Here is a 22665-nt window from a genome sequence, read left to right on the forward strand (position 1 = left end):
CAATGTAATTCAGTATATTGCTCATGCTCCTGTACCAAAATCACTCTTTAATGTTCTTTTATCACAGAATGATACTATTTTGGAGATGTCTCTTGGTCTTTTAAGTAACCTTGATAAGCAAGAGTTGCTAGATTAAAAGGTCTGATCTGGTTTGCTCTATGTTGATTTGCTGTATAAAGATTGAGGCTGATTGGTGCGGTTTGGGACTGCGCCGCAGCAGGCAAAATGGCAGCGCACAGAAGCAGTGTTGTTAACATCGTAGAAATAGAGCGTCGCATAGAATTACCTCTGGGATTGGTTATTTGACTACAGCAGTTTTACTGGCCTTCAATGCTTGGATGCAGCACAAACTTTCAGGCAAATTAGTTAAATCCAAACTGCCAAAGGTGCAAAATTATGACAAGCTAAAAAAGAACTTTGTGGGTTGACGATATAAATTTCGTCGGGACATTGCAGTGCAATGCCCAGTTTTAAAAGCTGTAGGAGTAGGCAGATAAGCAATTAGCGTGATTTCAGAAATTTAGTTGCAACTTATCCCTGAAAAGAATGCTAATTGGGTTACTTACTTGTCTCTATCTTTAAGACGATTGGGAATCAATTTTGGATTTAAATTCTTCAAATGCTCTCGCTGGCTGATGTTCACGGTTCGTTTGGTTTGGGTTGCGAGCTAATCTTAAGAAATCAAAATAAAATAACCCACTTCTAGAAAATTTTGAGGCTACGCTCATCCAATTAGCTTCACCAATCGTTTAAGAGATGAAAGTAAGTTTGCTCTATACTCAAAAGAAGTTGTGAAATCAGGATTGGCACTCACGTTGCAAGATGCACTAAGCATCTTTGCAGAGAAATTAGCCCCGGTCTATTCACCTGAATCTATGGATCTAAGTTCTCCTGATCGCCGTTCATCAGAACCGTCATCCAAGAGTGATGCCGCACTCTTGGATGACTTGAAGGCACATCTTCCAGCGGCCTTAGGGTGTCTCTACGATCGCTATGGCAGCGTGGTGTATGGAGTGGCGCTGAAAGTGTTGCAAAGCCAGCCGGAAGCAGAAGACCTGACTCAGGAAATTTTTTTATCGTTATGGCAGCGCCCGGTTGACTCTGCTAAACACGGTCATTTAATGCGCTACCTGATTGTCATGACTCGATCGCGGGCGATTGACAAACTGCGATCGCGCAGTCGCACCCTTAATTTAGTGCAACGTTGGGGGCAAAACGTCACTGCTGCACCCCCTGCCCATACTCCGGTTGAGCAGGCTGTTTTCAATGAGCGATCGCAGCAAGTGCGGCAGGCATTAGCTCAACTTTCCGTTCAGCAAAGGCAGGTGATCGAACTGGCGTATGATGCCGGACTAAGAGCTTGTCATGTAACAACCTTGCCTCTTTTGAGCTAGAAATGCCTTCTCAGTAAGCTTTCTAGATAATAAATTGTAAAAGTTGTTTCTTGACAGGCTCTAAGCCAATCAGAAATTGCCCAACAACTGCATAAACCCCTGGGAAGCGTCAAAAGCTGGACTCGCCAGGGACTCCTGAAACTGAAACAACTTTTACAGGACTCAATTGACTAAGGTTATGACTGAACCTCTCACCCCTCAAGCAATCGAAACCTTAGCAGCAGGCTATGTAGTGGGCGACCTCGATCACGCTGAAGTCGCAGCTTTCGAGCAACTGCTGATAGAAAATCCGGCATTAGTGTTACAAGTGAATCAGTTGCGAGAGGTCTTAGACCAGGTGGCTCGTGACTTAAACAGCGTTGAACCCCCTCCCCATCTCCGGTCTGTCATCCTGGCAACGGCTACTACCACTCAACTGACCTCCCGACACAAACAGCCTCGGCTCTGGTATACCGTCATGGGTAGTGTCGCGGCACTTCTAATTCTGTGTTTAGGAGTAGATAACTATCGCTTGCGACAAGATTTGGGCATGGCTCAAAACATCAATAACTTACTGCAACAGTCCCAGACGCAACTTTTCTCTCTCAAGGCGGTGAATGCGTCAAATACTGCTGCGGGTAGCTTTGTTGTGAATCTAGGACAACGGCAGGGAATTCTAGTCGTGCAAAATCTGGTGGCTCCACCCACAGGTAAAGTCTATCGACTTTGGGCGATCGCTGATGGCGAAAAAATTCCCTGTGGCATTGTGAAAATTAATCCCCAGGGAAAGGTGTTAGATAAATTCTGGATGCCTGCTGACTTTTATGACACAGGTATCTCTGGATTATTCGTGACGTTGGAATCGTCTGAAACTAGCCGTTATCCCACTGGAACTATTGTGATGCAGAGTAACTCATCTACCCAGATATAACCTCAGCAACGTGTTTTTCAGCAGCAATTCTCATTCTGAAAAAAATCAGATAAAATTCTCTTGTTTAAATATAGAACTTGTGTCAAACTATCATTTTTTGAGAAAGAATTATCATCCAACACTAGTAGTCTGCCAACCCAAAAATGCTAAGTGAGGACTGGGTAAAGGGGAAAGGGAAAAGGGTAAGGGATTTAAACCTTTTACCCCTTCCCCCTTCCCCTTTACCCCGCCAAGTTCACTTGGCGAACTACTAGAGATAGACAGTTTTTTAAAAATCTGTCCATGAAAAACTGATTTCAACTCATAAATCCAGTTGAAATTCTAACCAATTTTGTATTGTTTTTATTGATAAATAACTTTCTCCTTTCTCTCCCCCTTTCAAGAGATTGACATTTTTCAACTAGAATTTACTTTTTTGAATGGGATATATTCCCTGAGAATGAAGGAGAAAAAATCCGACCAATCTTTAAACCATAAAAATATTTCGGTTCTCAGTTTCGGTACAATGACATTCGGTGGTAGCGAATTTTTCCAAGAAATTGGGGCGACTCAGGTTAGCGCGATCGCGCCAATCTATCCTTACTGGCATTAGCGCAAGTTCGGAGCTGAACGCATTCCACAATAAAAATATCCCAGTTGCGATCGCATTACCCGTGAGGAGATTTGGTCAAACGGTTTTAATCATTTGTTACACTTACGACTGGCTTAGGTGAATGGGCGCTTTGATCACTTATTTCCAGATTCTACTTTTCCCTCCCCCAATCGTTAGATACGCCCCTTAACTCTTGAATGCTTATTAGCTTATTGAGGTCGCCCGTAATGAGCTTTGCCCTGACCATCAGTGGTTTCAAGCACCAGAACCTGCTGCCCGTAATCATTCGTCTCAATAGACCATTCGTAAGTCTCCGGCTTTGCTGTATTGCGGCTGGAATAGGTGCGCCCACTATTACAGATTTGACCTTTGGATGTGCTGTCACTAGGTTGGAAAGTAAGGCGTTGACCCTGAATCTTCACTTTGCCTTTTTCCTCTATGAAGAGGTTAGAAGCACAGTTGTAGGTGTTAATTTGAAGCAGCCTATTTCGCTTGTAATTACCGTTAGATGCGAGTTGAAATTGATCGCTTGAACCATTTGGGGCTGCTGACTGCCCTGTGTAGCTATCTTGATATTGGATGGACGAGATTCTACCGTACCGCCACTCACCTTGGAGTTCCGTAGGCACTCCAGTGTCGTTTTTACCCGCCTGACTCGCGCTTGGGTAAAAAACAAGGCTAGCGGTGAGGCCCAAACTTAGGGCACTAGAAGCGAAAAGGCGGACAGCTTTTGGCATGGAATAGAGTTGCTTGTTTGTTATTAAGTTCATAAGACTTTTCTAGAAATTGATTTACCAACAAAAGCGATTTAGAATGCTAAGGTAAGTATTGATATATAAGTCGAGAAGGGGCGCACAGATGTGCGCCCTGCATCCAAACAAAAAGTTCATGCAAGAAACTGCAATCCATATTTGTTCAAAACAGGCTGCACTTTTTCCATATTTAGCGATGAACTATCTGCTGCTTGACCCATTTCTTCATAAAAGTTTTTCGCACCTTTAGGTGAAATTAAAACCAGAAATTTAGCAGTAACAGAACGAATCTTGAAGGCGTGTGGTGCATTGTGGGGAATGTTAACGAAAAAGCCGGGTGATGCCAAAATTGTTTCTGTACCAACTTGGATATCTAGTTCACCTTCGAGAATATAAAACGCCTCTTCCCAAGGGTGAGTGTGCATTGGCGGGCCATTTTCTTCTGTATCTGTAATTTCATAAATTGTCCAAGCTTGATTTGTCTCTTCCCCTGTTACTTTTGTTGTGAACTGTGAACCAAGAATTGAGAATTGATTACCTTCTCCTGGTGCAATAATAGTTGCTTTACGTATAGTTGAACTTTGCATACAAGTTACTCCTTATTTAGTAGGTGTAATCTACAAACTTGATTTGATGCTTTTAACATTAGAAATTAATCGGGGAGAACTAGGGGAGATAAAATAAAAGGGTAATTAATATTTTTGCGTTAATTTAAGCGACTCAGAAGATAAAAAACACAAAATTATTTTTTTCAAGGGCAAGTCAATAGAGATTATTTGCTCCAAACTGGGAAACTGCTTGCATAACCGACTCACAGTAACAGTTTTGATGGAACAGGAACTGCTTTGACCTACACTGTAACCAACCAATCGCACACCCTCGATTACAGCCCCACTCTCAGCATCGTCGGCATCAATAACGGTGTACCCATCCTCGAGCAAACCCGCAAGCACCGATTCCCGATAGCGCCGCATTTCTACATTAATCGCGGAACCACGCTTACCCCAAGTCTGCAATGACTCCGGTTGAAAATTCTAGTCAACATAGCTCAAATCGTCATTATCCGCCGCCGACAACAGCGCAATGTTCGCTTGTGTGACAACGTGTTGGCTTCTCAACATCAAGGTTGCTTTGGTGACTCGCAAAGCATCGGCATTGGTCAAGCCACTGCGATCACATTTGGTACTGCTGGCGCAAAAGTTGTCTTCTGCGACTAAGGCGATCGCAGCCATTTTATCAATCGCACAGTTTTGCTACGCCAATTCACATAAGGCGTTTAAGGCATTAATCAAGCGATCGCTTTTTTTGGATAAACAAAATGGACATAGTAACAAAAATGGGAGAAGAATATGGACGCAAATCCATATAAAGCTGTGACACTGGGATATTGAAAACGGCTCATCAAGTTTTAGCGCGTAGCTTTCGGAATAACTGATCACAGAGAAGGCGTGTATTCCGGGCCTGGTAACTCTGGTAACTCAATCCCTCGCAAGAGCAATGCTTCAACTATCTGAGATACAGATTTATTTCCCAGATTTTTCAGCGATCGTAAGCCTGTGACACCATATTTATTTAAATCTTCTATTGTGTTAACTTGTGCATTTTTAAGCGCCGTATAAGTATTTCTTTTCAAATTCAATGACTCAATACTGTTTTCATCAACAACGCCATTCGGTTTATTATCCTCATTTATTTCCTCTACGGGATGTACATTACTGTTGGCAACCTCTACAAGCTGATTATCTGGCAAGATTGAGTCTACACTTTCGGGAAAGTTAATTTTGTCAACACCGGCTACATTCTCATCAATAACGATATTCGGCTTATTGTCCTCAAGTATTTCTAGAACTCTATCTATTTTTGCTAGTTGCTCATAAACTGTATTTACACTCACGGTTGGTTCTACACCAGCATCAACAGAGGCTAACCAGTCATTTTTGATTAGGTTGGATAACTCTGACTTTATATGGTTAGGCTTCAATCTGCCTTCTGTTATTAACTTTTCGACAACAGAATGTGGCACACGGAAGCTTACAATAGGCGATTCCTTGGTTTTTTTACCCATATCTCTCCAACTTGTCAACACAGTACACAGTAAATATATCATTGTGTATACAGTGTTGACAATATGAATAATTCATTAGAGTCAGCCCAGAACTATGCAAATTTTCTTGTGTATGTTTCAGTACCGAATGGCACTAAGAAAACCTGAAACCTTTGTTTGAGGGAGGTGTGGGAGGTGTGGGAGGATGGGGAAGAAATCTGGCTCCCCACACTCCCCCCTCTCCCCACACTCCCCACACTCAAAAGCCAGTTAAATCACGGGTTTGCGCTTATCTTAGTGCCATTCCTTTCAGTACCTAAAACTTTTTATTTAAAAGACTACTAGCAAACCAGGAGTAATCAATGCGCGATCGCAAAAGTTTTCAGTCTACTGAATCTAGATGCTGAACGGAAGTTAGATAAGCTTCTTTTGTCCTCACCGTAAGGAGAGTGTTGATACAGCATCACTCATGCCTATTCTCTTTTCTTGGTAAAGCCATTAATTTACTAACATAATTTTTGACAACAGGCTGTAGCGAGAAAAGAGTTTCACTTGTATCTTCATCATGACTTTGAACTTTCTCAAGCAGCGATCGCCATCCTAGAGATTCTAAAGCCATAACTAACTCTGAGGTAGTTATTAACTGTTGCAGAGCTTGTTGTAAATTCTGAACTGAGACTAGATTATTTTCTCTAGCTAAATAATACATAATTTCCTTTTCTGGATTTGACAGGCGCTTAAACTGCCAATCCAGAATTTCTCGAAACATATCACTCACTACTAAGAATTCATACTTAAGAAATTCATTAACATTGCTGCTAAATACATCTTGAATAGTTGTAGCAACTATTTTTAAGGCTAATGGATTGCCTCGGTAAGTTTGGATCAACTCTGACCATTGTTGTTCTCCGGTTAAACCTTTACTCTGCAAAATTTGCTTTGCTGCTTCCGGTTTTAAACCTTTTACTTCCAATGAACGCACAAAACCTGTTGAACTTTCCAAGAGCGCAATTTCTCTAGGTTTCTCTATACTCGTCATTAACAAACAGCTTTGATGTTGTTCTTCTCCCAAGCGTCTTAATAGTATTCCATATCCCTCCAATTCATTGTTATAGCGCCAAAAAGCAGCACTACTATCTAGAACTATCTCCACAGCATCTAGTACTAGCAAACAATGATGTTCACGTAAATACTTAATTAATAATGAAACTCTTTGATCGAGAGCTTCCGGTAAATCAATTTTCTGCGGGTAAGATAAAACTGTAATGACATTGGCTAAAACATCTTTAATTGATGGAGAGTGATGTAGTGATTGCCAGATAATATATTCAAACTGTTCTTGAATTTGTTTTGCTAGCTTTACAGACAAATAGGTTTTACCAATTCCTCCCATACCTAGTAATGCTACTATGCGGCAGCGATCGCTAAAAATCCATTGTTCTAAAGTTGCTAGTTCTTCAGTACGACCGTAAAAATCTGAGACATCAGGCGCTCCACTCCAAATTTGGTAAGGATTGATATCTTGTTGTCGAGAACTAGGTGAGTCTGAAGAATTTTGAGCTAGATATTGTTGATATTGAGATACTAGAAGCTGCTGTAATTTGGTTAATTTTACAGGGCCATTACCTGGAATCTTAAATTTACGGTAAACTTCGCTTAGTCTCTTGCGAACAGCATCTTCACTAACTTTCAACTTCTGTGCAATTGCTGTGGTTGAGTCACCATTCATTGCTAAAACTAAAACATCTAGTTCAAGATTAGATACACCGTTTGCAGTTGCTAAAGTTTGTAGAAAATCTTGGTTAATCATCGTAGTCAAAGGGACCACCCCCTGAATTCTACTTATTAATTCATAATAGAATGCACATATTAATGTAAAACATCACAAGAGTGAAAGCAAGAGTAGTTTTTCATTTTTAATATTTCTGAGTAAATTAAATTAGTCTTAACTTAAACTTAACTTATAAAGTAAATGCCAAACTTTGGTAGTTAATGGGGATTGGAAATTATTTTATCTAACTTGTCGCCAATTTCAGGTTGAGGAGACTGTTTTTTTAATATTTTCTTTATAATTGCTTTTTGTTTTATTTAAGTGCTTAAGTCAATTTTATAGACATCTTTACCTATTTTTAACTTGACAACAGTAGAGTTGAATGAGAATAATGGGCATTATTACATCATTCATGTGATAAGGCGAACCAAAAAATTATTTCATGTGTTAGTTCAAGATTTTTAAAAGTTATTTAGCTAAATCGATTCTCCAGACGATTACTAAATATGTCACAGCAGAATAATCAAATTACTTGCAAAGGCAACGATCTGCAAGAGCAGATATTAACGCCTTTTCAGCGCAAATTGCTGCAAAAGAGTTTACAAGAAGATTTGCCTAACCAATACCGCCAGCGCATTCAAATTATGCTGCTAGCAGATCAGGGAAAATCTCAAGTTGAAATTTGTCAAACCTTAAGATGTTGTGCAGCAACAGTCAGACATTGGACGCACATAGCACGTACTGGTATGGCGCACCAATGGCAAGATTGTCCAATTGGTCGTCCAAAAACAGTGAATGAGGTCTATTCAGAACGTTTAAAAGAACTGATTAGCCACAGTCCCCGCGACTATGGGTATTGTTTTAGGCGTTGGACAGTGAACTGGTTGAGCAAACATTTAGCGAAAGAATTGGGGATTGAAGTGGGCGATCGCCAAATCAAGCGACTGCTCAAACAAATGGGATTATCGACTATCCCAAAACAAAATCAGATATCACAAGCCACAACCGAGAAAACTAAAAGTTCCAAAATCTTGATTCACGACCTTAAATCCGAAAATATCGCGGATGAAAAGGGATTTCTGCCTATTAACTTAGAAACATTGGGTAGGGAGTTAAATATTCATGGCGGGAAATCTATCAGAGCAGTTAGTTTCGTTACAACAGTTGAACAACTCTTTGGGCTACTCTCTGGCGGAACAAGAATGGAAAGAATACTGCCGAGAATTTAAATCCTTAAAGCCAAAAGTCGGAAAGTTTTGGCAAGGAACTGAAGTTCAACCTGGCATTTACATTGTGATTAGTGGTAAAACCAGGTTGTTAGACGAGGCTGGTGAATTAATTGCTACCCTCGAAGCAGGAGATTCTTTTGGCGAATTTACCTTGTTCCCCGAAGCTCGTTTCCAGCCTTATGCAGCAAGAGCAAGTGTTGATTTGCAACTATGCTTTGTTCCGGGTGAAGTCTTATCGTCCTTAATGGATAAGTATCCTCAAATCCGAGAACATTTACGGGAGAAAGCGCACAAGCGTAATTTGTTGATTAACTCCAATCTCATCCCACAACCAGCTACTGATTCCTACACAGCTCTCCCAACAAATCTTTTACCAACACTAACAACAGAGCCAAAACCCCAAAAAAAGATTAGCAAAGCTTATTTTCCTAATCCGACGCAACGAGTTGGACACTTACTGCAAAGAGTCATTAAACGCTATCCGTTTTTTGCTCAACAAAGTGCATCAGACTGCGGTGCAGCTTGTTTAGTCATGGTGTCCCGTTACTGGGGAAAAAGCTTTAGCCTCAATCGCCTGCGAGATATTGCGAATGTTGACCGAAATGGTGCTTCACTACGAGGATTATCAGTTGCAGCAGAAAGCATTGGCTTTACGACAAGACCAGTAAAAGCTAGTCTTGATAAATTAGCCAAACAACAATTACCGGCGATCGCACATTGGGAAGGAAAACACTACATCGTTGTCTATGAAATCACATCCAAACACGTTATAGTTGCAGACCCAGCAATTGGTCAGATTACTCTCAGCCACTCACAATTTAAAGCTAACTGGACTGGTTATACACTACTGCTGCAACCTACAGCTTTTTTAAAAGATGTCAAAGAAGCTACAACTCCCTTCTGGCAATTCTTTGAGTTGATGAAGCCTCATGGATTAGTCATGCTGGAAGTATTTGTAGCTTCAGTGTTTATCCAGATATTTGGACTCATCACCCCTCTCTTCACTCAGCTAATTTTAGACAGGGTAGTCGTACAGCAATCAGAATTAACCTTGACAGCCGTAGGATTAGGGTTACTGATTTTTAGCCTATTCCGCGTAGCAATGACAGGATTGCGGCAATATTTGCTTGACCACACCGCGAATAAAGTTGATTTAGCACTGATAGTTGCATTTATTCGCCATTCCTTGCGGCTACCTTTAAGCTTTTTTGAGTCTCGTTACGTGGGGGATATTCTTTCTCGCGTCCAAGAAAATCGCAAAATCCAACGCTTCCTTTCGGGTGAGGCGTTGTCTATCCTACTAGATTTATTAACTGTATTTATCTATGTAGGATTAATGTTTTGGTACAGTTGGAAAATGGCACTGCTTTCATTGGTCATAGTACCGCCTTTTTTCCTCCTAGCATTAATCGCTACACCCTTTTTACAGAAGATTTCTAGAGAAATCTTTAATGCTTATGCCAATGAAAGTAGTTATCTAATCGAATTCTTAACTGGTATCAGGACAGTTAAATCTACAGCAGTAGAACAAACAGTAAGATGGCATTGGGAAGAATTATTAGATAAAGAAATCAAAGCTAACTTTTCTGGCCAAATTATTAGCAATCGCTTGCAAATATTTAGTAACACCATTCAAGCAGTAGCCACGACTGTTTTGTTATGGTTTGGAGCGCATTTAGTGATTCATAATCAGTTAACCGTTGGGCAACTAGTAGCATTTAATATGCTGTTGGGTACTATTATTACCCCCTTTCAACGCTTAACAGTATTATGGAATCAACTACAGGAAGTGGTGATTGCCACCGAACGTATTAACGATGTCTTAGATACGGAACCAGAAGAAGATTTACAACATCAAATTAGACAATCTTTACCACCCATTAAGGGTGAAATTCGTTTTGAAAATGTGACATTTCGCTATCATCCAGAAAGCGATATTAATGTCCTAGAAAATCTCAATTTTGAGGTCAAGCAGGGACAAATGGTGGCCTTAGTCGGACGCAGTGGTTCGGGAAAGACAACAATTTCTAAATTGGTATTGGGTTTATATCCTCCCACGAATGGCAAAATATTAATCGATAAGCAGGATATTACCAGTATTTCCTTACGTTCTCTCCGTCATCAAGTTGGAGTAGTTGACCAAGATACATTTTTGTTTGGTGGTACCATTCGAGAAAACATTAGTTTAGGGCATCCTGGGGCAAGTTTAGAACAGATTATAGAAGCTGCAAAATTAGCAGGTGCAGACGATTTTATTAAAAAACTACCGATGGGTTATGAAACCCAAATCGGTGAAGGTGGAGGATTGTTATCTGGTGGACAACGACAGCGCATCGCCATTGCCAGGGCATTATTAGGCAATCCTAAATTATTAATTTTGGATGAAGCAACCTCTCACTTAGATGCAGAGTCAGAAAGAATTATTCAGAGTAATTTAAACACAATTCTTCAAGGGCGGACTACTTTAGTTATCGCTCATCGTCTTTCGACTGTACGAAATGCAGATTTAATTTTGGTGCTAGATAAAGGTGTGTTGATTGAAAAAGGAACTCACTCAGAGTTGATGGCAAAGCGAGGCCATTACTTTTATCTTAATCAACAGCAATTAGATGCCTCTGTATGCAATAGTAATTAGCTATTTCCCAGTCTAAAATTAATTTTTGTGTCAATCATGCCAAACACACTCAATGGAAAGGTTCTTACCCAAAACCATGACTATGTATTGAATGAAAAAGTTACTTCTCAAGTTCCTACAAATGAAATTGACCCTGAAAATTTAGCTTCCAATATACCAGTTGTATCAACTGATGATTGGTCTGATATAACCAAAGGTTCACTCGATAGCTTACCCAAAGTTTGGACAAGAGGATTACTATATTTTTTGGTAGTCTTTGTATCTATAGTTTTACCTTGGGCAATGCTGTCGAAAGTAGATGAAACAGGTGTGGCTAGAGGAAGACTTGAGCCTGAAGGGAAAACCGTGAAGCTAGATGCTGCTGTACCGGGAACGGTGGCAGAAATTCGGGTTAAAGAAGGTGCGCTAGTCAAAAAAGGACAAACTCTATTAGTGTTGGAAGCTGAATTAGTTAAAGCAGAATTGCAACAGGCACAAGATAAGTTAGATGGGCAATTAAATCGACTTTCGCAGTTTAATTTATTGAAAAATCAGTTAGTAGTAGCTTTAGCAACCCAACGACAACAAAATCAAGCTCAAGAGTTGGAGAAGCAGGCTCAAATTGACCAAGCACGGCAAAATCTTAGTGCTACTACAAATTCTTCTGACTTAAAAAAAGAAGAAAAAATAGCTCAAGTCAATCAAGCACGACAAGTTCTTGAACATAGTCATACTGCTAATAAGTTGGTAGAGAATAGTTTTGTAAGTACTCAACGTGAAGTTGAACGCTACCGTAAACTTTTACAGCAACAGGTTGTTCCTGAAATTAAGTTTGTCGAAAAACAAGATTTAGTTCAAGAACAAAAAAAAATATATGAACAAACAAAGTCAGATATTGAGCAAGCTAAGTTACGTTTAGCAGAACAGCGAAGCAGTTATGAACGTACTTTGCAACAAGCAGCCACAGATATTGAACTAGCTAAGTTGCAATTAAAAGAACAACAAAGAAGTTACCAGACATTGACTCATTCTGGTAAGCTTGCCATCCTTAAAACTGAGGAACAGTTAAAAAACTTAGATACAGAGATTACATCACTAAAAACAGAAATTGCTCAAAGCAAAAGTCAAATTCAAGCCTTAGAATTTCAGATAGAACAACGAGTTATAAAGGCTCCAGAGGATGGCACTATATTTCAGTTACCTATCCAAAAAGCTGGCTCTGTGGTGCAGCAGGGAACAATGGTTGCAGAAATTGCACCTCTGAGTTCACCTTTAATAATCCGGGCGCAAATAGCAACCAATGAAAGTGGTTCTTTACGTACAGCATTACCTGTTAAGTTAAAATTTGATGCTTATCCTTTTCAGGATTATGGAGTCATTGAAGGTAAATTAACAGAAATTTCTCCTACTAGTTTAGAGATGGATACAGCTAATGGAAAGTTAGCAGCTTATGATTTAGAAATTTCTCTAAACAAGCATTGTATATCTACAAGTAATAAGTGTATTGCATTGCGACCAGGAGATACAGCAACGGCGGAGATAATTGTGCGCCAGCGTCGAATCATTGATTTTCTACTCGATCCATTTAAGAAGTTACAGCAGGGTGGAGTTGAATTGTAAAGAAATTTAAAAATAAGAAAAATAAGTTATTTGGATTTAACTTGATGTAGCTAATTGAGGAAGAATATTATGTCAAAAAGCATTACTATCACTAGTGAAGACATTCTTGACCAAGTTAGGCTAACTTGTAAAATTCCTGAACTAACTGAAGCAATTATTAGTCGCAAGATTATTGAAAATACTGCTATAGAAGTTGGGATTGAAATAGAATCGGAAGAACTCCAGAAAGCAGCAGATAAATTTAGGTTAGTCTACCAACTTCACAGTGCTGAAGATACTTGGGGATGGTTGGAAAAACATAATCTTTCTTTAGATGATTTTGAGCATATTGTTTATACAACTTTTATTTCTGGTAAATTAGCCAGTCATTTGTTTGCTGATAAAGTTGAACCTTGGTTTTTTGAACATCAACTAGATTATGTTGGTGTGATTATGTATGAAGTTATCTTAGATGACGAGGATTTAGCAATAGAACTTTTTTATGCAATTCAAGAAGGTGAGATGAGTTTTTATGATATTGCTCACAAATACATCGAAGATACCGAATTACGTCGCCAAGGAGGGTATCGAGGAATATTACGTCGCAAAGATTTAAAGCCAGAAGTTTCTACTGCTGTTTTTGCGGCAAAACCTCCCCAACTTATCAAGCCAGTTTTGACTTCTAAGGGAGTGCATTTGATTTTTGTAGAAGAACTTATTCAGCCCAATTTAGATGAGAAACTACGCGCTATCATTTTGTCAGATTTATTTGCTGAATGGCTAAAACAACAAGTTCAGGAACATAAAATTGTCATGAATCTTAATTTAGATAAACAAGTAGCTTAGAGGATAGAAATAGGGAATACTTTGTCAAACTTCCAATAAAAATCAATACAGTTCAGTTAAGACTAACAACCTACTATTCTCTTAACTAAACGGTATTGCAATAAAAACAGGAGCTAGATTACCTAAGTTCCTGTTTTTCATTACTAACACTATTAAAGCTTTTAGTCACCAAGAAGCGCAAAATTTAATTGTCCTTGTAACCAAGCTTGAAAAAATGATTCTAAAACTTCTTCTCTGAGGGATTCAGTAAGTTCAAGAGGAAACAATTTTTCAACTCTAATAATGTGATAACCAAGTGTTGTTTGAACAGGGCCTATCAGTTCTCCTTCTTTTGCTTGAGAAATAGCTGCTGCAATTTCCGGTAAGAGTTCTGAAAAAAAGCGAATTCCCGCAAAGCCACCATTTTCTTTAGACTGCTTACCTTTGGAATATTCTAGTGCTAACGCACAGAAAGAAGCATTTTCTTCTTGAATTTGATGGGCTATTTGTTGTGCCTGTGTTAGTTCTCGCACTAGAATTTGAGATAGAGCTATCCGTCTAAAATTTTGACGATTTTGGATATAGTAATTATCAACAATTTCTCCAAAAAGTAATTCTTTCAGCTTCTGTGTTAATAAAGATAATTTGATGCCATTAGACCAATCTTCTACTGTAATACGTTGAACAGAAAGCCATGATAAAGTCTCAGAAGCTCCTAATAATTTGTGTTCTAAACGAAATTTATCTCCGCCTGCTTGTAATTCTTCATCGGAAGCAGTCAGATTCAACTGCTCACAGATATTTAAAATTAGTGCATCTCGTTCAGCTTTGACTGCAATTTCAGCAATTTGGAAAGAACGGTGTAGATAAGCAATAATTTCTGCTTCTGTTGCTGGAGGAATTTCTGGAAATGTAATTTTTTGTAGAGGCTGTAATTGAGTTTTTTCTAAAGTTTCTTTCATAGTTTGGTTGTTAAGAGTCTGGAGTTTATCGTGCAGCTTGGTATATCAATTGCTGAGGTAAGACTTCATGAATTTTCAGCTTGTTACGATGTAAATCACCGTACAAATTCAGGTAGTCGATTTCCGCAGGAGTGAGTTTTCCCTGTTGGACTGCGGCGATCGCCTGATCAATTTCCAATCGCTGAGTCAAACCTGTTAAGCAGACATCGACACAGTTTTGCGTTAAAGAATAGCGGTATAAATCGGGGACAGTAGGCCGCCAACAAGTTTCTGGTAAACCTGCTGGGACATTCCCCAAAAAGCCTGTGTGCGAGCCAGCCGTCTTGAATGTGACAATACCTTGTCGAGTCTGGTCTTGAGGGTCTAATTGATTAAATATTAAATTTTGGGCGGAACGATGGGCGATATTATGTCTGACCATGACCACATCTAACAAGGGACTATGCAACCATTGTTGAGCTACGTTCAAGTCATGGAAAGAAGCGCCTATATAGCGCACTACACCCATTTTTTTGAGGCGTTCCGAGGTCTCAAACATTCTTTCGATGGTGCGCTGATAAACGCTATTAGGGCCTCTTAAATCAGGTGAAAGTTGTAAACAATTGTGTAAAGCTGACTCATCATTGGAACCAATCCAGCCCCAAAAAAATATATCAATGTAGTCGATCCCTAATTCCATGAATTGATCTAATAAAGCAGCGATCGCCATTTCCTGACTCTTGATATAAGTCACCGTTGCTAGCACCACTTTTTCCCGTACCGAAGAACCACGCGCACATAATTGACGCAACGCTCCAGACATCGAACTATAGATATGATGGTGGAGGTCACTAGAGTAAAAAAAATAGTTAATTCCTCTGTCGAAGGCGTAAAGAGTATCCTCGCTGGAAATACCACCACCACCGCCCAAGCCGAGACAACTTACCGTTAAATCAGTCCGCCCTAGTTGACGATAAAATGGCAAGTCAGATTCTAAATATTTATCCGTCCCATGATTAACTTCGCTTTCTAAAATTGCTTGAGGCGGTGCAATATCGGTTAGTTTCATAGGTTTAACGGGGCATAATGTCTTTAGATTTGAATTTTAAAGAAGGATGGCTCGAATCAATCCTTAGCAGGGAGATGTAAATAGATATAGGCCATCCAACTCTCTACATGAATAGTTACTTATGCAATTATCATCAAAATACTTGCATCAGTCTGAACTCAACGAGAGCGATCGTTTACATCTGGGCGATTATTTTGCTGTTCTTGATTGATTTGTCGGCTGACTTGCTCATGACGGGTATCGGATTTTTTAACAATATCTCTGACTATAAAATATCCGACATTTGCAGCTAAAACCATTACTAGGACGGTTAAAGCGCCGATTATAGCCCATTGCTGGTCTCCAAAGTCAAAGAAGTGACGTTTCATAACCTTAATCTCCTGTTGATTAAAGTAAGGCTTTTACTTAAGCATATAGCTGATTACTAGGACTAAGACAAAGGTTTGAGTCCAATGTCTTTAGCCCTAGTTAGTTATGCTAAGTGGTTAACTGGTAAGTATTACCAATTTTTAACAATGTTGTAAGTTAGTGCAGCAGAAGCTATTGCAGCACCTACAGCAGCAGCACCAATCTGGGGTGAAGCAGGAGAAATCAAGGTAATGAAAATACCACCTTGGGTTCCGCTTGTTACATCATCAGATAGTTCTTCTAAGTAGCTTTCTCCATCAAAAAACAAGGTAGAACCAGCAGGACGTAAATCGGTGATATTGATAGTTGCCATAACGAATGACCTCCAAAAGGGTTAGTTTAAACTCAGGTTGAAAAGGTAATTAATCATCTGGTTGCCGCAGCCTCCAGAGATAGACAAAAACAGAAATTGTGAGGGTGATTAGATTGCACTCAAGATGGTACAAAATTGCGATCGCTACTTGGAGAAGTAAGCAACAGCCGCAGAAACAGCACCACTGATTACAGCCGCACCACCTACTACAGCTACAGAAGCCCAAAAAGCAGCTGGAGTGATGCCACCTTGAATGCTGAGTTCTCCCTCAGACAATTCATCCATAAAGCTTTCGCGATCGCAAAGAAGTTCAGAGCCAGCAGGACGCAAATCGGCAATTGCAATAGCAGCCATCTTGAAATGTACTCCTAAGTTGAATCGTTTTAGTTAAGACTAGACTTTGAAGTCCCTTGTCTTTTTATATCATCTATGATTAATCAGAAATTTTCTAGAGGTTTAATTAGTAAAAATGAGACAAAAAAATTACAAATCAACGCCAATATTTTGTGCAAAAACAATCATGTTTTCTAGTCAAGATATACTTTTAAAATCCATAGTTAAATATTTTAGTAATATTCCTATAATTTAATGCCATAACTATTATAGTTATGACTTTTTTACTCCTGAAATAAAACCCAAAAAGTCGAAAACTCTTTCTGACAAAGGCTTTTATATATAGTTGATGAATCAACTCAATATTATGCTTAATAAAAAGTCAGCCGAAGAAGCTTCTTCAGCTGACTAAGACAAATTTAACGTGAGTCTCCAAGGGAAGCACACGTTAATTTAGAGTAAGGATTTGTTGAAAATGCAAAAGCAAATTCTTGAAGACTGCTTAGAAAACAGAGTTAAACTAAATCATCCTGAATTCTAATATATATATGTTGAATTGGCGTTGAGATAGGGATGTTGTAAGTCAATACTCAACAGCAAAAATTGCTTATAGATAGCTTTCAGTCGCTTCTCAGGTGAATTTTCACCTTGATACCAAGCTTCTAACAATCCATTTGTCACAATCTGACAGCGATTCATGCCAAAACTTTCTTGAGAGCCAAATTTTTGGTTAGGTTCTTCAGCTAATCCCAATCCTGGTGCTAGGCGTTTGGTAAATAAAGGAACTTCTGGCTGAAAATGTGATTGCATCTCATCATACACTTGCTGCACAATCTTTCTCACACCTGGATAATCCCTTTGATCAAAATACAAAACTCCAGAATCATAGCGTTGATAATCATCCGGGTTGTACAGAACTTTAAAGCTAAAAGGAATCGCGATCGCATTCAGTTGCTTGGTGAGACTATTCATCACCGCAACAGCACCTTCAGGAGTCAAATTGAAGTAGATACGCACAGTCACGGGTTGGCTATTTAAATCTGCAATTCGATTTAATCCTACATTGCTAACTGCCATGTAGAAGCCATTCTGCACTAGATTTTTAGGCATCTTAATAGCTACTAAATCATCTATTAAAGCTGCCTTTTCAGATAATTGTAGATGCTTATGTCGTTGAATATGCAGTCTCAACCCATTTTTAGTAACGACTAAAATACCATCGCTTTCTTCTTTAAGAACAGACCAACCAGCATCAAAATAACCTTCTCCACAATTGTTTTGATGTAATCGCTCATAAAATGCCAAATCTACACCCAAGAAAGTATTATTCTCTAAATCTAAGGCTAGATTATTTCTCTCCCCATCTAGTGCCAATGCACTTTGCATAGAACCATTGTAATAAATACCGTAGAGAAAACTTCGTAATTGTAAACTGATATATTTTTGCTGAATTTCCTTTGGTGTTTTTTGAAAACGTTCAATTATTTCAGATGGCAGTTCTAACGGTTTGTAATCTGGATGTTGAATAGAGAAATTAGGTTGAATTTCCACTTTATGAGCAATCTCTGCCAAAACATTCATTAATTGCTTATTGACATCAGTTTCTAACTGAGTTTGTGTAAAATCAAGTAATTGCATAATCTTTTAAAATCAAACTTTTAAACAACACTAGGCATACATTAATTCAGCAGCACTAGTACCAAAAATAGTTGACATTGATTGTTCGGGGCGACATAACAAAGTCTTAGCCACCTGAAGCATAACAATGCCAGTATTACCAAAAGATTTTTGATACTGAATCATTGCGTGAATTTGTTGAATCAAAGCAAAACCTACAAATTGCACTACCCGCAGCCAAAAATCTGGGCGATGTTCTAAGATTGTGGGAAATGTGTTTAAGTAAGCTAAACTTAATTTACCAATGGAAGGCTGAAGTTGCTCTAAAGGTATTACTGCTAAACGCAGAGATTCCTCAATACTCAAAGATTTACTAATAACTAAACTACTCAGCCAGATTTGCATATAGCTGCTGATGATTGTGCCTAAATCAAAGGCTGGATCTCCCCAAGCCGAACGTTCCCAATCAATTAATCTGATAATACCTTGGCTTGATTGTTCCCAATCTTTGCACAAAAGAATATTATTCAGCTTCAAATCATTATGGGTCAGACAAGCGGGAGTAAAAGCATTACCTAATTGCGCGATCGCTTGCCCTAAGCTATCATACCTCTGATAGAGGGCAAAAAACTTTAAGGCATCAGCAGGAACTAAACCAAAAATTTCTGGTTCTATTCGTTCCAATCCTTGGATCAAATTTGTCACTTGAAAAACTGTTAAATTCTCCTGATTTAATTCCAAAAAATCCTGATATTCCGTGCAGTTAAATGTGTCACGATGAATAGTTGCTAGAAGAGTACCAATCGTTGCAGATATTTCACCGGAAAAGTTATTTTCTTTAGCATAAAAATCCATTAAATCTCGATAATTATCTAAATACCTAAAGACTATAATGGAGTTCTGCTGATTAAAATGCAGTACTTCTGGAAGCCAAGGACAAAAGTGATGCAGTTGGGGAAACTGTTGTACTAATTCTTGAATTCTCCACTCACGCTGAAACTCACCAAAAACTTTCCCATCTTGATTATGCCGTTCTTGTTTCACCAAAAGCTGACGCTCAGGAAAAGTTACTAACAAGTTAAAGTTTTTCGCGGTCACTGGCTCTACTTTCAGTGCCTGTTCCGATTGACTGCATAAACCTTGGGCAGCTAAATACTCGACAACATTGTGAGAATTTAATAGAAATGTCATAACTGATGAAGCTATCTAAATATTTTGTCAATTTTTGTTTATCAAAACTCAAATTATGCCACTTTAAATTTTCAAAGTAGCATCTTGTTCTATTCGATCTAAAGCTTTCTTCGCTCTAAAAACAACTCGTAAATAAGCTAGTTGACTATCCCAAGCAGAACGAGGTAATAAAGTAGGTAAAGGTTCTACTTGAGTCTGAGAAACATCAGTAGATGGTTCTATGTTGCTGGGAATAGTAGTATTTTCTGGAGGTTGAGAACTACTAGACATAATCTTTTGATCTGAATGGATTTTCATCAGTTTTAATGGCTCGAACTAATCAAAGATGCTACTGGCTGTGATTCTTCCCAACCTTGTGGCCATTGAATGGTGTCAGCAGTAAAATGAAGCGGATCGTTTTCTGGCCAAGGTGCATTAATTGGTTCCTCTATCAAGCCAAATTCTCCATTATCGAAGGGGGTTCCTTTTGCCTGATGTTGGAGAAACACTCTTTCTCGCAGACCACGTTCTGCTTGAGTCAATGCACGATGATGACAGTAAGGATTGTTACCTCGTTTATCAAAGAAAACATGAGCAGTCCAACTGCAACCACCCCGACATAGTTCAGCAAATTCGCAACTCTTGCAGAAACCCCACAAATGTTCGGTTCCTTTAGGAGTACCAGCACCTAGATTAAAGCGTAATTCTTCTGTCTCTTCAATGATTGTCCGCAGTGAATAGTCGCGGATGTTGCCGCCAGTATAAGCTGATGTAGGTAATGAAGGACAACCTTTAATCGCGCCATCTGCTTCAATTCCTAGTGCAGATAGTCCAGCACTGCAACCTTGCCAAAAAGACCAAGCTTCACCTCCGCGCAACAGTCGCTCATAGGGGCCGTAGTAGCCGATATTGTTTCCTGCTTGAACCTGTACTCCTTCTTGTTTTGCCCTTTGAGCAACACGAGCAATCATCGGGTACACATCTATTAATTCGTATGGTTGCAGTAAAATTTCACTGTTATCAGCAGCATTCCCCATTGGTACAGTTAACTGAATTTGCCATGCAAAAACACCTGCGTCACGAATGCACTCATATATGCGAGGAAATTCTGGTGCAGAAAGACGATTGATTTGGGTATTGCAACCAAAGGGAATACCAGCTTCTTTTAGATGGCTCATGGTTTTAAACGCCCATTGCCAAGAACCTACTCTACCACGCAAGCGATCGTGAGTCGCTTCTAAGCCATCAACTGATACCGAAACTACTTTAATTCCAGCGTCCTTCATCCGGCGTGCTGTTTCAAGAGTGATACCATAGCCTCCAGTCGTCATCCCACATAACATCCCAGCAGAGGTAATCGCTTGAGCAATTTCCAACCAATCAGGACGTAAAAAAGCTTCACCCCCAATGAGAGTTACTTCTGTAATCCCGACTTCTGCCATTTGTTTAACCAAATCAAGAGCTTCTTCAGTAGAAAGTTCTTTTGTTCTTGTATGACCAGCACGAGAACCACAATGTTGACAAGCTAGATTGCACTTGAGAGTAATTTCCCAAACTGCATAACTAATTCTGCGATAACTCATGAATACACCCTCAAATATGTTATTTAGGCAAGGGAAAAGATATGCAAATACGTTCTGGTCTGCATAGCAAATTTTAATCAGTATAGATATTTGATTGGTACAACTCCATATAGCAATATCGGCAAATAAGGTAATAATTGCAGCACCGCAGTTGCACCACCAAAAACGGCTTCTAGCTCTTTTTCATTGAGGTCTCTGAGTTCACCATCGTTGTTACCTAGCTCTAATAAATAGGCAGTGTATTCCTCCAATTCTTGAGAACTAAAATCATAACCAGCAGCTTTGACTATTTGACTACATTCAGCTTTATCACGCACATTTTGGATTTGATTGCGAAAAGCTTCATCATTTGCGAGTCTGGCATAAAAAGCTTTGACATTTTCTAAAGACATAATACTCTCCTATGGTTGTTGGTAATCAAAATGCAATGTTTAGTTTGTACGAATCGTATAAATGATTAAGGTAAGTTGATAATAAAACTGCTATGTGCGTCTTATGTGATTTATAAAATTTAGGAGGTTTAGATACCCAACTTCTCAAAAAAGTTGGGTATCTTGTTATTCCTTACCGGAAGAATTGAGCTATTAACTCAGTAACAGTAGGGTTGAAGCCTACTTACTATATGTTGTCACTGATCACAACTCCATACATTGCTTGCACAGGTGGCCAGACAATTACGCCATAGAGCGGTCGGATAATGGGCTTTCCAATGATTGATGAAGCCCCACCAAACACAGCTTCTAGTTCTTTCTGATTTAAATCTCTAATTTCGCTATCATTGTCAGAACTTTGTTCCAACAATTGAGCGGTGTATTCTTCAAACTGTTCTTGAGTGAAATCATAGCCAGCTTCTTTGACTATTTGGCTACACTCATCCTTACTTTTTACACCTTGCATTGTAATGCGGAAAGATTCATCATTAGCAAGTCTTGAGTAAAAAGATTTTACATTTTCTAAAGACATTATTTTCCCCTTACGTTGCTTAAACAAATAGCAGCATCAAGTTAGTTAAAAAAACTGACTTAATCTGTTGGTATTGCCACTTGACGGATGAATTCAGAAGAACTGTAGTTATCTGTAATTACTTGTGGACAACGCATACAAGCAACCTTACCTTCCTGCTGCCACCAACGACAATCTCGGCGTATGGAACAAGGAGGCAATTCTTCTGCAACAGCAGGCAATTTTTCTACAATTCTCATTGCTAGACGACAATCATGGCCATCAAAATGCTGACAACCTTTAGCTGCACAAGGTGCTGCCGTCCGAAAAATTTCTGCTGGTGTTACTGGGTTAGCTTTTGCTATCAGTTCATCAGTTACAGGCAGTGGTTGTTGAAGATAAACTACACGAGGTTCTGTTACCGTTCCACCAATTAAACCGAAGACAATACTATCCTCTAATTCTGGTCTAGCACTGGGGCAAAGCGTGCTTTTATGAGCAACATTTTCTACCAATTGAGCCTCCAGCCAAAAATACGTTTTACATTTTATAGCTGATA

25 protein-coding genes and 1 pseudogene are annotated in these 22665 nt (G+C 39.2%); 8 read left to right on the top strand and 18 right to left on the bottom strand.

Features of this window, described 5'->3' with window-relative positions:
• The first annotated feature begins 791 nt into the window (after positions 1-791).
• The 4 genes and pseudogenes from V7K69_RS21840 to V7K69_RS21850 all read left to right on the top strand — a co-directional run bounded on the left by V7K69_RS21840 (position 792) and on the right by V7K69_RS21850 (position 2896).
• A complete protein-coding gene (locus tag V7K69_RS21840) occupies positions 792-1394 on the top strand; it encodes a sigma-70 family RNA polymerase sigma factor (RefSeq protein ID WP_335038152.1) in 603 nt (200 codons plus the stop codon).
• A gap of 69 nt (positions 1395-1463) precedes the next feature.
• Positions 1464-1568, top strand: a pseudogene (locus V7K69_RS33025) (sigma-70 family RNA polymerase sigma factor); the annotation flags it as partial.
• Positions 1569-1572: 4 nt separating this feature from the next.
• A complete protein-coding gene (locus V7K69_RS21845; protein ID WP_335038154.1) occupies positions 1573-2304 on the top strand; it encodes an anti-sigma factor in 732 nt (243 codons plus the stop codon).
• Positions 2305-2743: 439 nt separating this feature from the next.
• Positions 2744-2896 (top strand): hypothetical protein, encoded by a 153-nt coding sequence (locus V7K69_RS21850; protein ID WP_335038156.1) that lies wholly within the window; start codon positions 2744-2746, stop codon positions 2894-2896.
• Between the two features lie 209 nt (positions 2897-3105).
• On the opposite strand, the gene V7K69_RS21855 is transcribed toward V7K69_RS21850, so the two are convergent.
• The 6 genes from V7K69_RS21855 to V7K69_RS21880 form a co-directional block, all read right to left on the bottom strand.
• The gene (locus V7K69_RS21855) at positions 3106-3666 is read right to left on the bottom strand and encodes a hypothetical protein (protein WP_335038159.1); all 561 of its coding nucleotides are present in this window, start codon (positions 3664-3666) and stop codon (positions 3106-3108) included.
• Positions 3667-3782: 116 nt separating this feature from the next.
• Positions 3783-4235: a cupin domain-containing protein gene (locus V7K69_RS21860; RefSeq protein WP_335038162.1), complete on the bottom strand. Its 453-nt coding sequence runs from the start codon at positions 4233-4235 to the stop codon at positions 3783-3785.
• Between the two features lie 105 nt (positions 4236-4340).
• Positions 4341-4664, bottom strand: a complete 324-nt coding sequence (locus V7K69_RS21865) for a hypothetical protein (RefSeq protein WP_335038165.1) — start codon at positions 4662-4664, stop codon at positions 4341-4343.
• Positions 4665-4682: 18 nt separating this feature from the next.
• Entirely contained in the window at positions 4683-4880 is a 198-nt protein-coding gene (locus V7K69_RS21870) for a hypothetical protein (protein ID WP_335038167.1), read from the bottom strand.
• A gap of 203 nt (positions 4881-5083) precedes the next feature.
• Positions 5084-5713, bottom strand: coding sequence for a DNA-directed RNA polymerase subunit alpha C-terminal domain-containing protein (locus V7K69_RS21875; protein WP_335038169.1), 630 nt, complete (start codon positions 5711-5713; stop codon positions 5084-5086).
• A 442-nt stretch (positions 5714-6155) separates the two neighbouring features.
• Positions 6156-7502, bottom strand: coding sequence for an NB-ARC domain-containing protein (locus V7K69_RS21880; protein WP_335038361.1), 1347 nt, complete (start codon positions 7500-7502; stop codon positions 6156-6158).
• A 467-nt stretch (positions 7503-7969) separates the two neighbouring features.
• Between V7K69_RS21880 and V7K69_RS21885 the strand changes: the two genes are divergently transcribed.
• From V7K69_RS21885 to V7K69_RS21900, 4 genes are all read left to right on the top strand, one after another.
• Complete coding sequence (locus V7K69_RS21885; protein ID WP_335038171.1) at positions 7970-8692, top strand: helix-turn-helix domain-containing protein; 723 nt, start codon at positions 7970-7972, stop codon at positions 8690-8692.
• Positions 8586-11327 (top strand): peptidase domain-containing ABC transporter, encoded by a 2742-nt coding sequence (locus V7K69_RS21890; protein WP_335038173.1) that lies wholly within the window; start codon positions 8586-8588, stop codon positions 11325-11327. Before V7K69_RS21885 ends, V7K69_RS21890 begins: the two co-directional genes overlap by 107 nt.
• Before the next feature lie 36 nt (positions 11328-11363).
• Entirely contained in the window at positions 11364-12926 is a 1563-nt protein-coding gene (locus tag V7K69_RS21895) for an HlyD family efflux transporter periplasmic adaptor subunit (protein ID WP_335038175.1), read from the top strand.
• Positions 12927-12995: 69 nt separating this feature from the next.
• Positions 12996-13751, top strand: a complete 756-nt coding sequence (locus tag V7K69_RS21900) for a foldase protein PrsA (protein WP_335038177.1) — start codon at positions 12996-12998, stop codon at positions 13749-13751.
• Positions 13752-13912: 161 nt separating this feature from the next.
• On the opposite strand, the gene V7K69_RS21905 is transcribed toward V7K69_RS21900, so the two are convergent.
• The 12 genes from V7K69_RS21905 to V7K69_RS21960 form a co-directional block, all read right to left on the bottom strand.
• Positions 13913-14692, bottom strand: coding sequence for a peptidylprolyl isomerase (locus V7K69_RS21905; RefSeq protein WP_335038180.1), 780 nt, complete (start codon positions 14690-14692; stop codon positions 13913-13915).
• A gap of 25 nt (positions 14693-14717) precedes the next feature.
• Positions 14718-15740 (bottom strand): aldo/keto reductase, encoded by a 1023-nt coding sequence (locus tag V7K69_RS21910; protein ID WP_335038183.1) that lies wholly within the window; start codon positions 15738-15740, stop codon positions 14718-14720.
• 158 nt (positions 15741-15898) lie between these two features.
• The gene (locus V7K69_RS21915) at positions 15899-16108 is read right to left on the bottom strand and encodes a hypothetical protein (protein WP_335038185.1); all 210 of its coding nucleotides are present in this window, start codon (positions 16106-16108) and stop codon (positions 15899-15901) included.
• 131 nt (positions 16109-16239) lie between these two features.
• On the bottom strand, positions 16240-16461 hold the full coding sequence (locus tag V7K69_RS21920) for a hypothetical protein (RefSeq protein WP_335038187.1): 222 nt from the start codon (positions 16459-16461) through the stop codon (positions 16240-16242).
• Positions 16462-16605: 144 nt separating this feature from the next.
• On the bottom strand, positions 16606-16815 hold the full coding sequence (locus V7K69_RS21925; protein ID WP_185587814.1) for a hypothetical protein: 210 nt from the start codon (positions 16813-16815) through the stop codon (positions 16606-16608).
• Positions 16816-17331: 516 nt separating this feature from the next.
• Positions 17332-18432, bottom strand: coding sequence for a T3SS effector HopA1 family protein (locus tag V7K69_RS21930; protein WP_335038191.1), 1101 nt, complete (start codon positions 18430-18432; stop codon positions 17332-17334).
• Between the two features lie 30 nt (positions 18433-18462).
• On the bottom strand, positions 18463-19602 hold the full coding sequence (locus V7K69_RS21935) for an aminoglycoside phosphotransferase family protein (protein WP_335038193.1): 1140 nt from the start codon (positions 19600-19602) through the stop codon (positions 18463-18465).
• A gap of 63 nt (positions 19603-19665) precedes the next feature.
• Positions 19666-19872, bottom strand: a complete 207-nt coding sequence (locus V7K69_RS21940; protein WP_185587414.1) for a hypothetical protein — start codon at positions 19870-19872, stop codon at positions 19666-19668.
• A gap of 32 nt (positions 19873-19904) precedes the next feature.
• The gene (locus V7K69_RS21945; RefSeq protein WP_335038197.1) at positions 19905-21164 is read right to left on the bottom strand and encodes a nif11-class peptide radical SAM maturase 3; all 1260 of its coding nucleotides are present in this window, start codon (positions 21162-21164) and stop codon (positions 19905-19907) included.
• A 77-nt stretch (positions 21165-21241) separates the two neighbouring features.
• Positions 21242-21556, bottom strand: coding sequence for a Nif11-like leader peptide family natural product precursor (locus V7K69_RS21950; protein WP_335038199.1), 315 nt, complete (start codon positions 21554-21556; stop codon positions 21242-21244).
• Between the two features lie 226 nt (positions 21557-21782).
• The gene (locus tag V7K69_RS21955) at positions 21783-22127 is read right to left on the bottom strand and encodes a Nif11-like leader peptide family natural product precursor (protein ID WP_335038201.1); all 345 of its coding nucleotides are present in this window, start codon (positions 22125-22127) and stop codon (positions 21783-21785) included.
• 59 nt (positions 22128-22186) lie between these two features.
• Positions 22187-22621, bottom strand: a complete 435-nt coding sequence (locus tag V7K69_RS21960) for a nitrogen fixation protein (RefSeq protein WP_335038203.1) — start codon at positions 22619-22621, stop codon at positions 22187-22189.
• Positions 22622-22665 lie beyond the last annotated feature (44 nt).

The organism is Nostoc sp. (genome assembly GCF_036917775.1).
Lineage (GTDB): Bacteria > Cyanobacteriota > Cyanobacteriia > Cyanobacteriales > Nostocaceae > Nostoc.

Coding starts and splice junctions, on each gene's coding strand:
- V7K69_RS21955 (WP_335038201.1), bottom strand. CDS start 22,127: ATGTCTTTAGAAAATGTAAAATCTTTTTACTCAAGACTTGCTAATGAT.
- V7K69_RS21855 (WP_335038159.1), bottom strand. CDS start 3,666: ATGAACTTAATAACAAACAAGCAACTCTATTCCATGCCAAAAGCTGTC.
- V7K69_RS21950 (WP_335038199.1), bottom strand. CDS start 21,556: ATGTCTTTAGAAAATGTCAAAGCTTTTTATGCCAGACTCGCAAATGAT.
- V7K69_RS21925 (WP_185587814.1), bottom strand. CDS start 16,815: ATGGCTGCTATTGCAATTGCCGATTTGCGTCCTGCTGGCTCTGAACTT.
- V7K69_RS21920 (WP_335038187.1), bottom strand. CDS start 16,461: ATGGCAACTATCAATATCACCGATTTACGTCCTGCTGGTTCTACCTTG.
- V7K69_RS21890 (WP_335038173.1), top strand. CDS start 8,586: ATGGCGGGAAATCTATCAGAGCAGTTAGTTTCGTTACAACAGTTGAAC.
- V7K69_RS21945 (WP_335038197.1), bottom strand. CDS start 21,164: ATGAGTTATCGCAGAATTAGTTATGCAGTTTGGGAAATTACTCTCAAG.
- V7K69_RS21935 (WP_335038193.1), bottom strand. CDS start 19,602: ATGACATTTCTATTAAATTCTCACAATGTTGTCGAGTATTTAGCTGCC.
- V7K69_RS21905 (WP_335038180.1), bottom strand. CDS start 14,692: ATGAAAGAAACTTTAGAAAAAACTCAATTACAGCCTCTACAAAAAATT.
- V7K69_RS21875 (WP_335038169.1), bottom strand. CDS start 5,713: ATGGGTAAAAAAACCAAGGAATCGCCTATTGTAAGCTTCCGTGTGCCA.
- V7K69_RS21895 (WP_335038175.1), top strand. CDS start 11,364: ATGCCAAACACACTCAATGGAAAGGTTCTTACCCAAAACCATGACTAT.
- V7K69_RS21900 (WP_335038177.1), top strand. CDS start 12,996: ATGTCAAAAAGCATTACTATCACTAGTGAAGACATTCTTGACCAAGTT.
- V7K69_RS21915 (WP_335038185.1), bottom strand. CDS start 16,108: ATGAAACGTCACTTCTTTGACTTTGGAGACCAGCAATGGGCTATAATC.
- V7K69_RS21940 (WP_185587414.1), bottom strand. CDS start 19,872: ATGTCTAGTAGTTCTCAACCTCCAGAAAATACTACTATTCCCAGCAAC.
- V7K69_RS21870 (WP_335038167.1), bottom strand. CDS start 4,880: ATGGCTGCGATCGCCTTAGTCGCAGAAGACAACTTTTGCGCCAGCAGT.
- V7K69_RS21910 (WP_335038183.1), bottom strand. CDS start 15,740: ATGAAACTAACCGATATTGCACCGCCTCAAGCAATTTTAGAAAGCGAA.
- V7K69_RS21885 (WP_335038171.1), top strand. CDS start 7,970: ATGTCACAGCAGAATAATCAAATTACTTGCAAAGGCAACGATCTGCAA.
- V7K69_RS21860 (WP_335038162.1), bottom strand. CDS start 4,235: ATGCAAAGTTCAACTATACGTAAAGCAACTATTATTGCACCAGGAGAA.
- V7K69_RS21880 (WP_335038361.1), bottom strand. CDS start 7,502: ATGATTAACCAAGATTTTCTACAAACTTTAGCAACTGCAAACGGTGTA.
- V7K69_RS21845 (WP_335038154.1), top strand. CDS start 1,573: ATGACTGAACCTCTCACCCCTCAAGCAATCGAAACCTTAGCAGCAGGC.
- V7K69_RS21930 (WP_335038191.1), bottom strand. CDS start 18,432: ATGCAATTACTTGATTTTACACAAACTCAGTTAGAAACTGATGTCAAT.
- V7K69_RS21850 (WP_335038156.1), top strand. CDS start 2,744: ATGAAGGAGAAAAAATCCGACCAATCTTTAAACCATAAAAATATTTCG.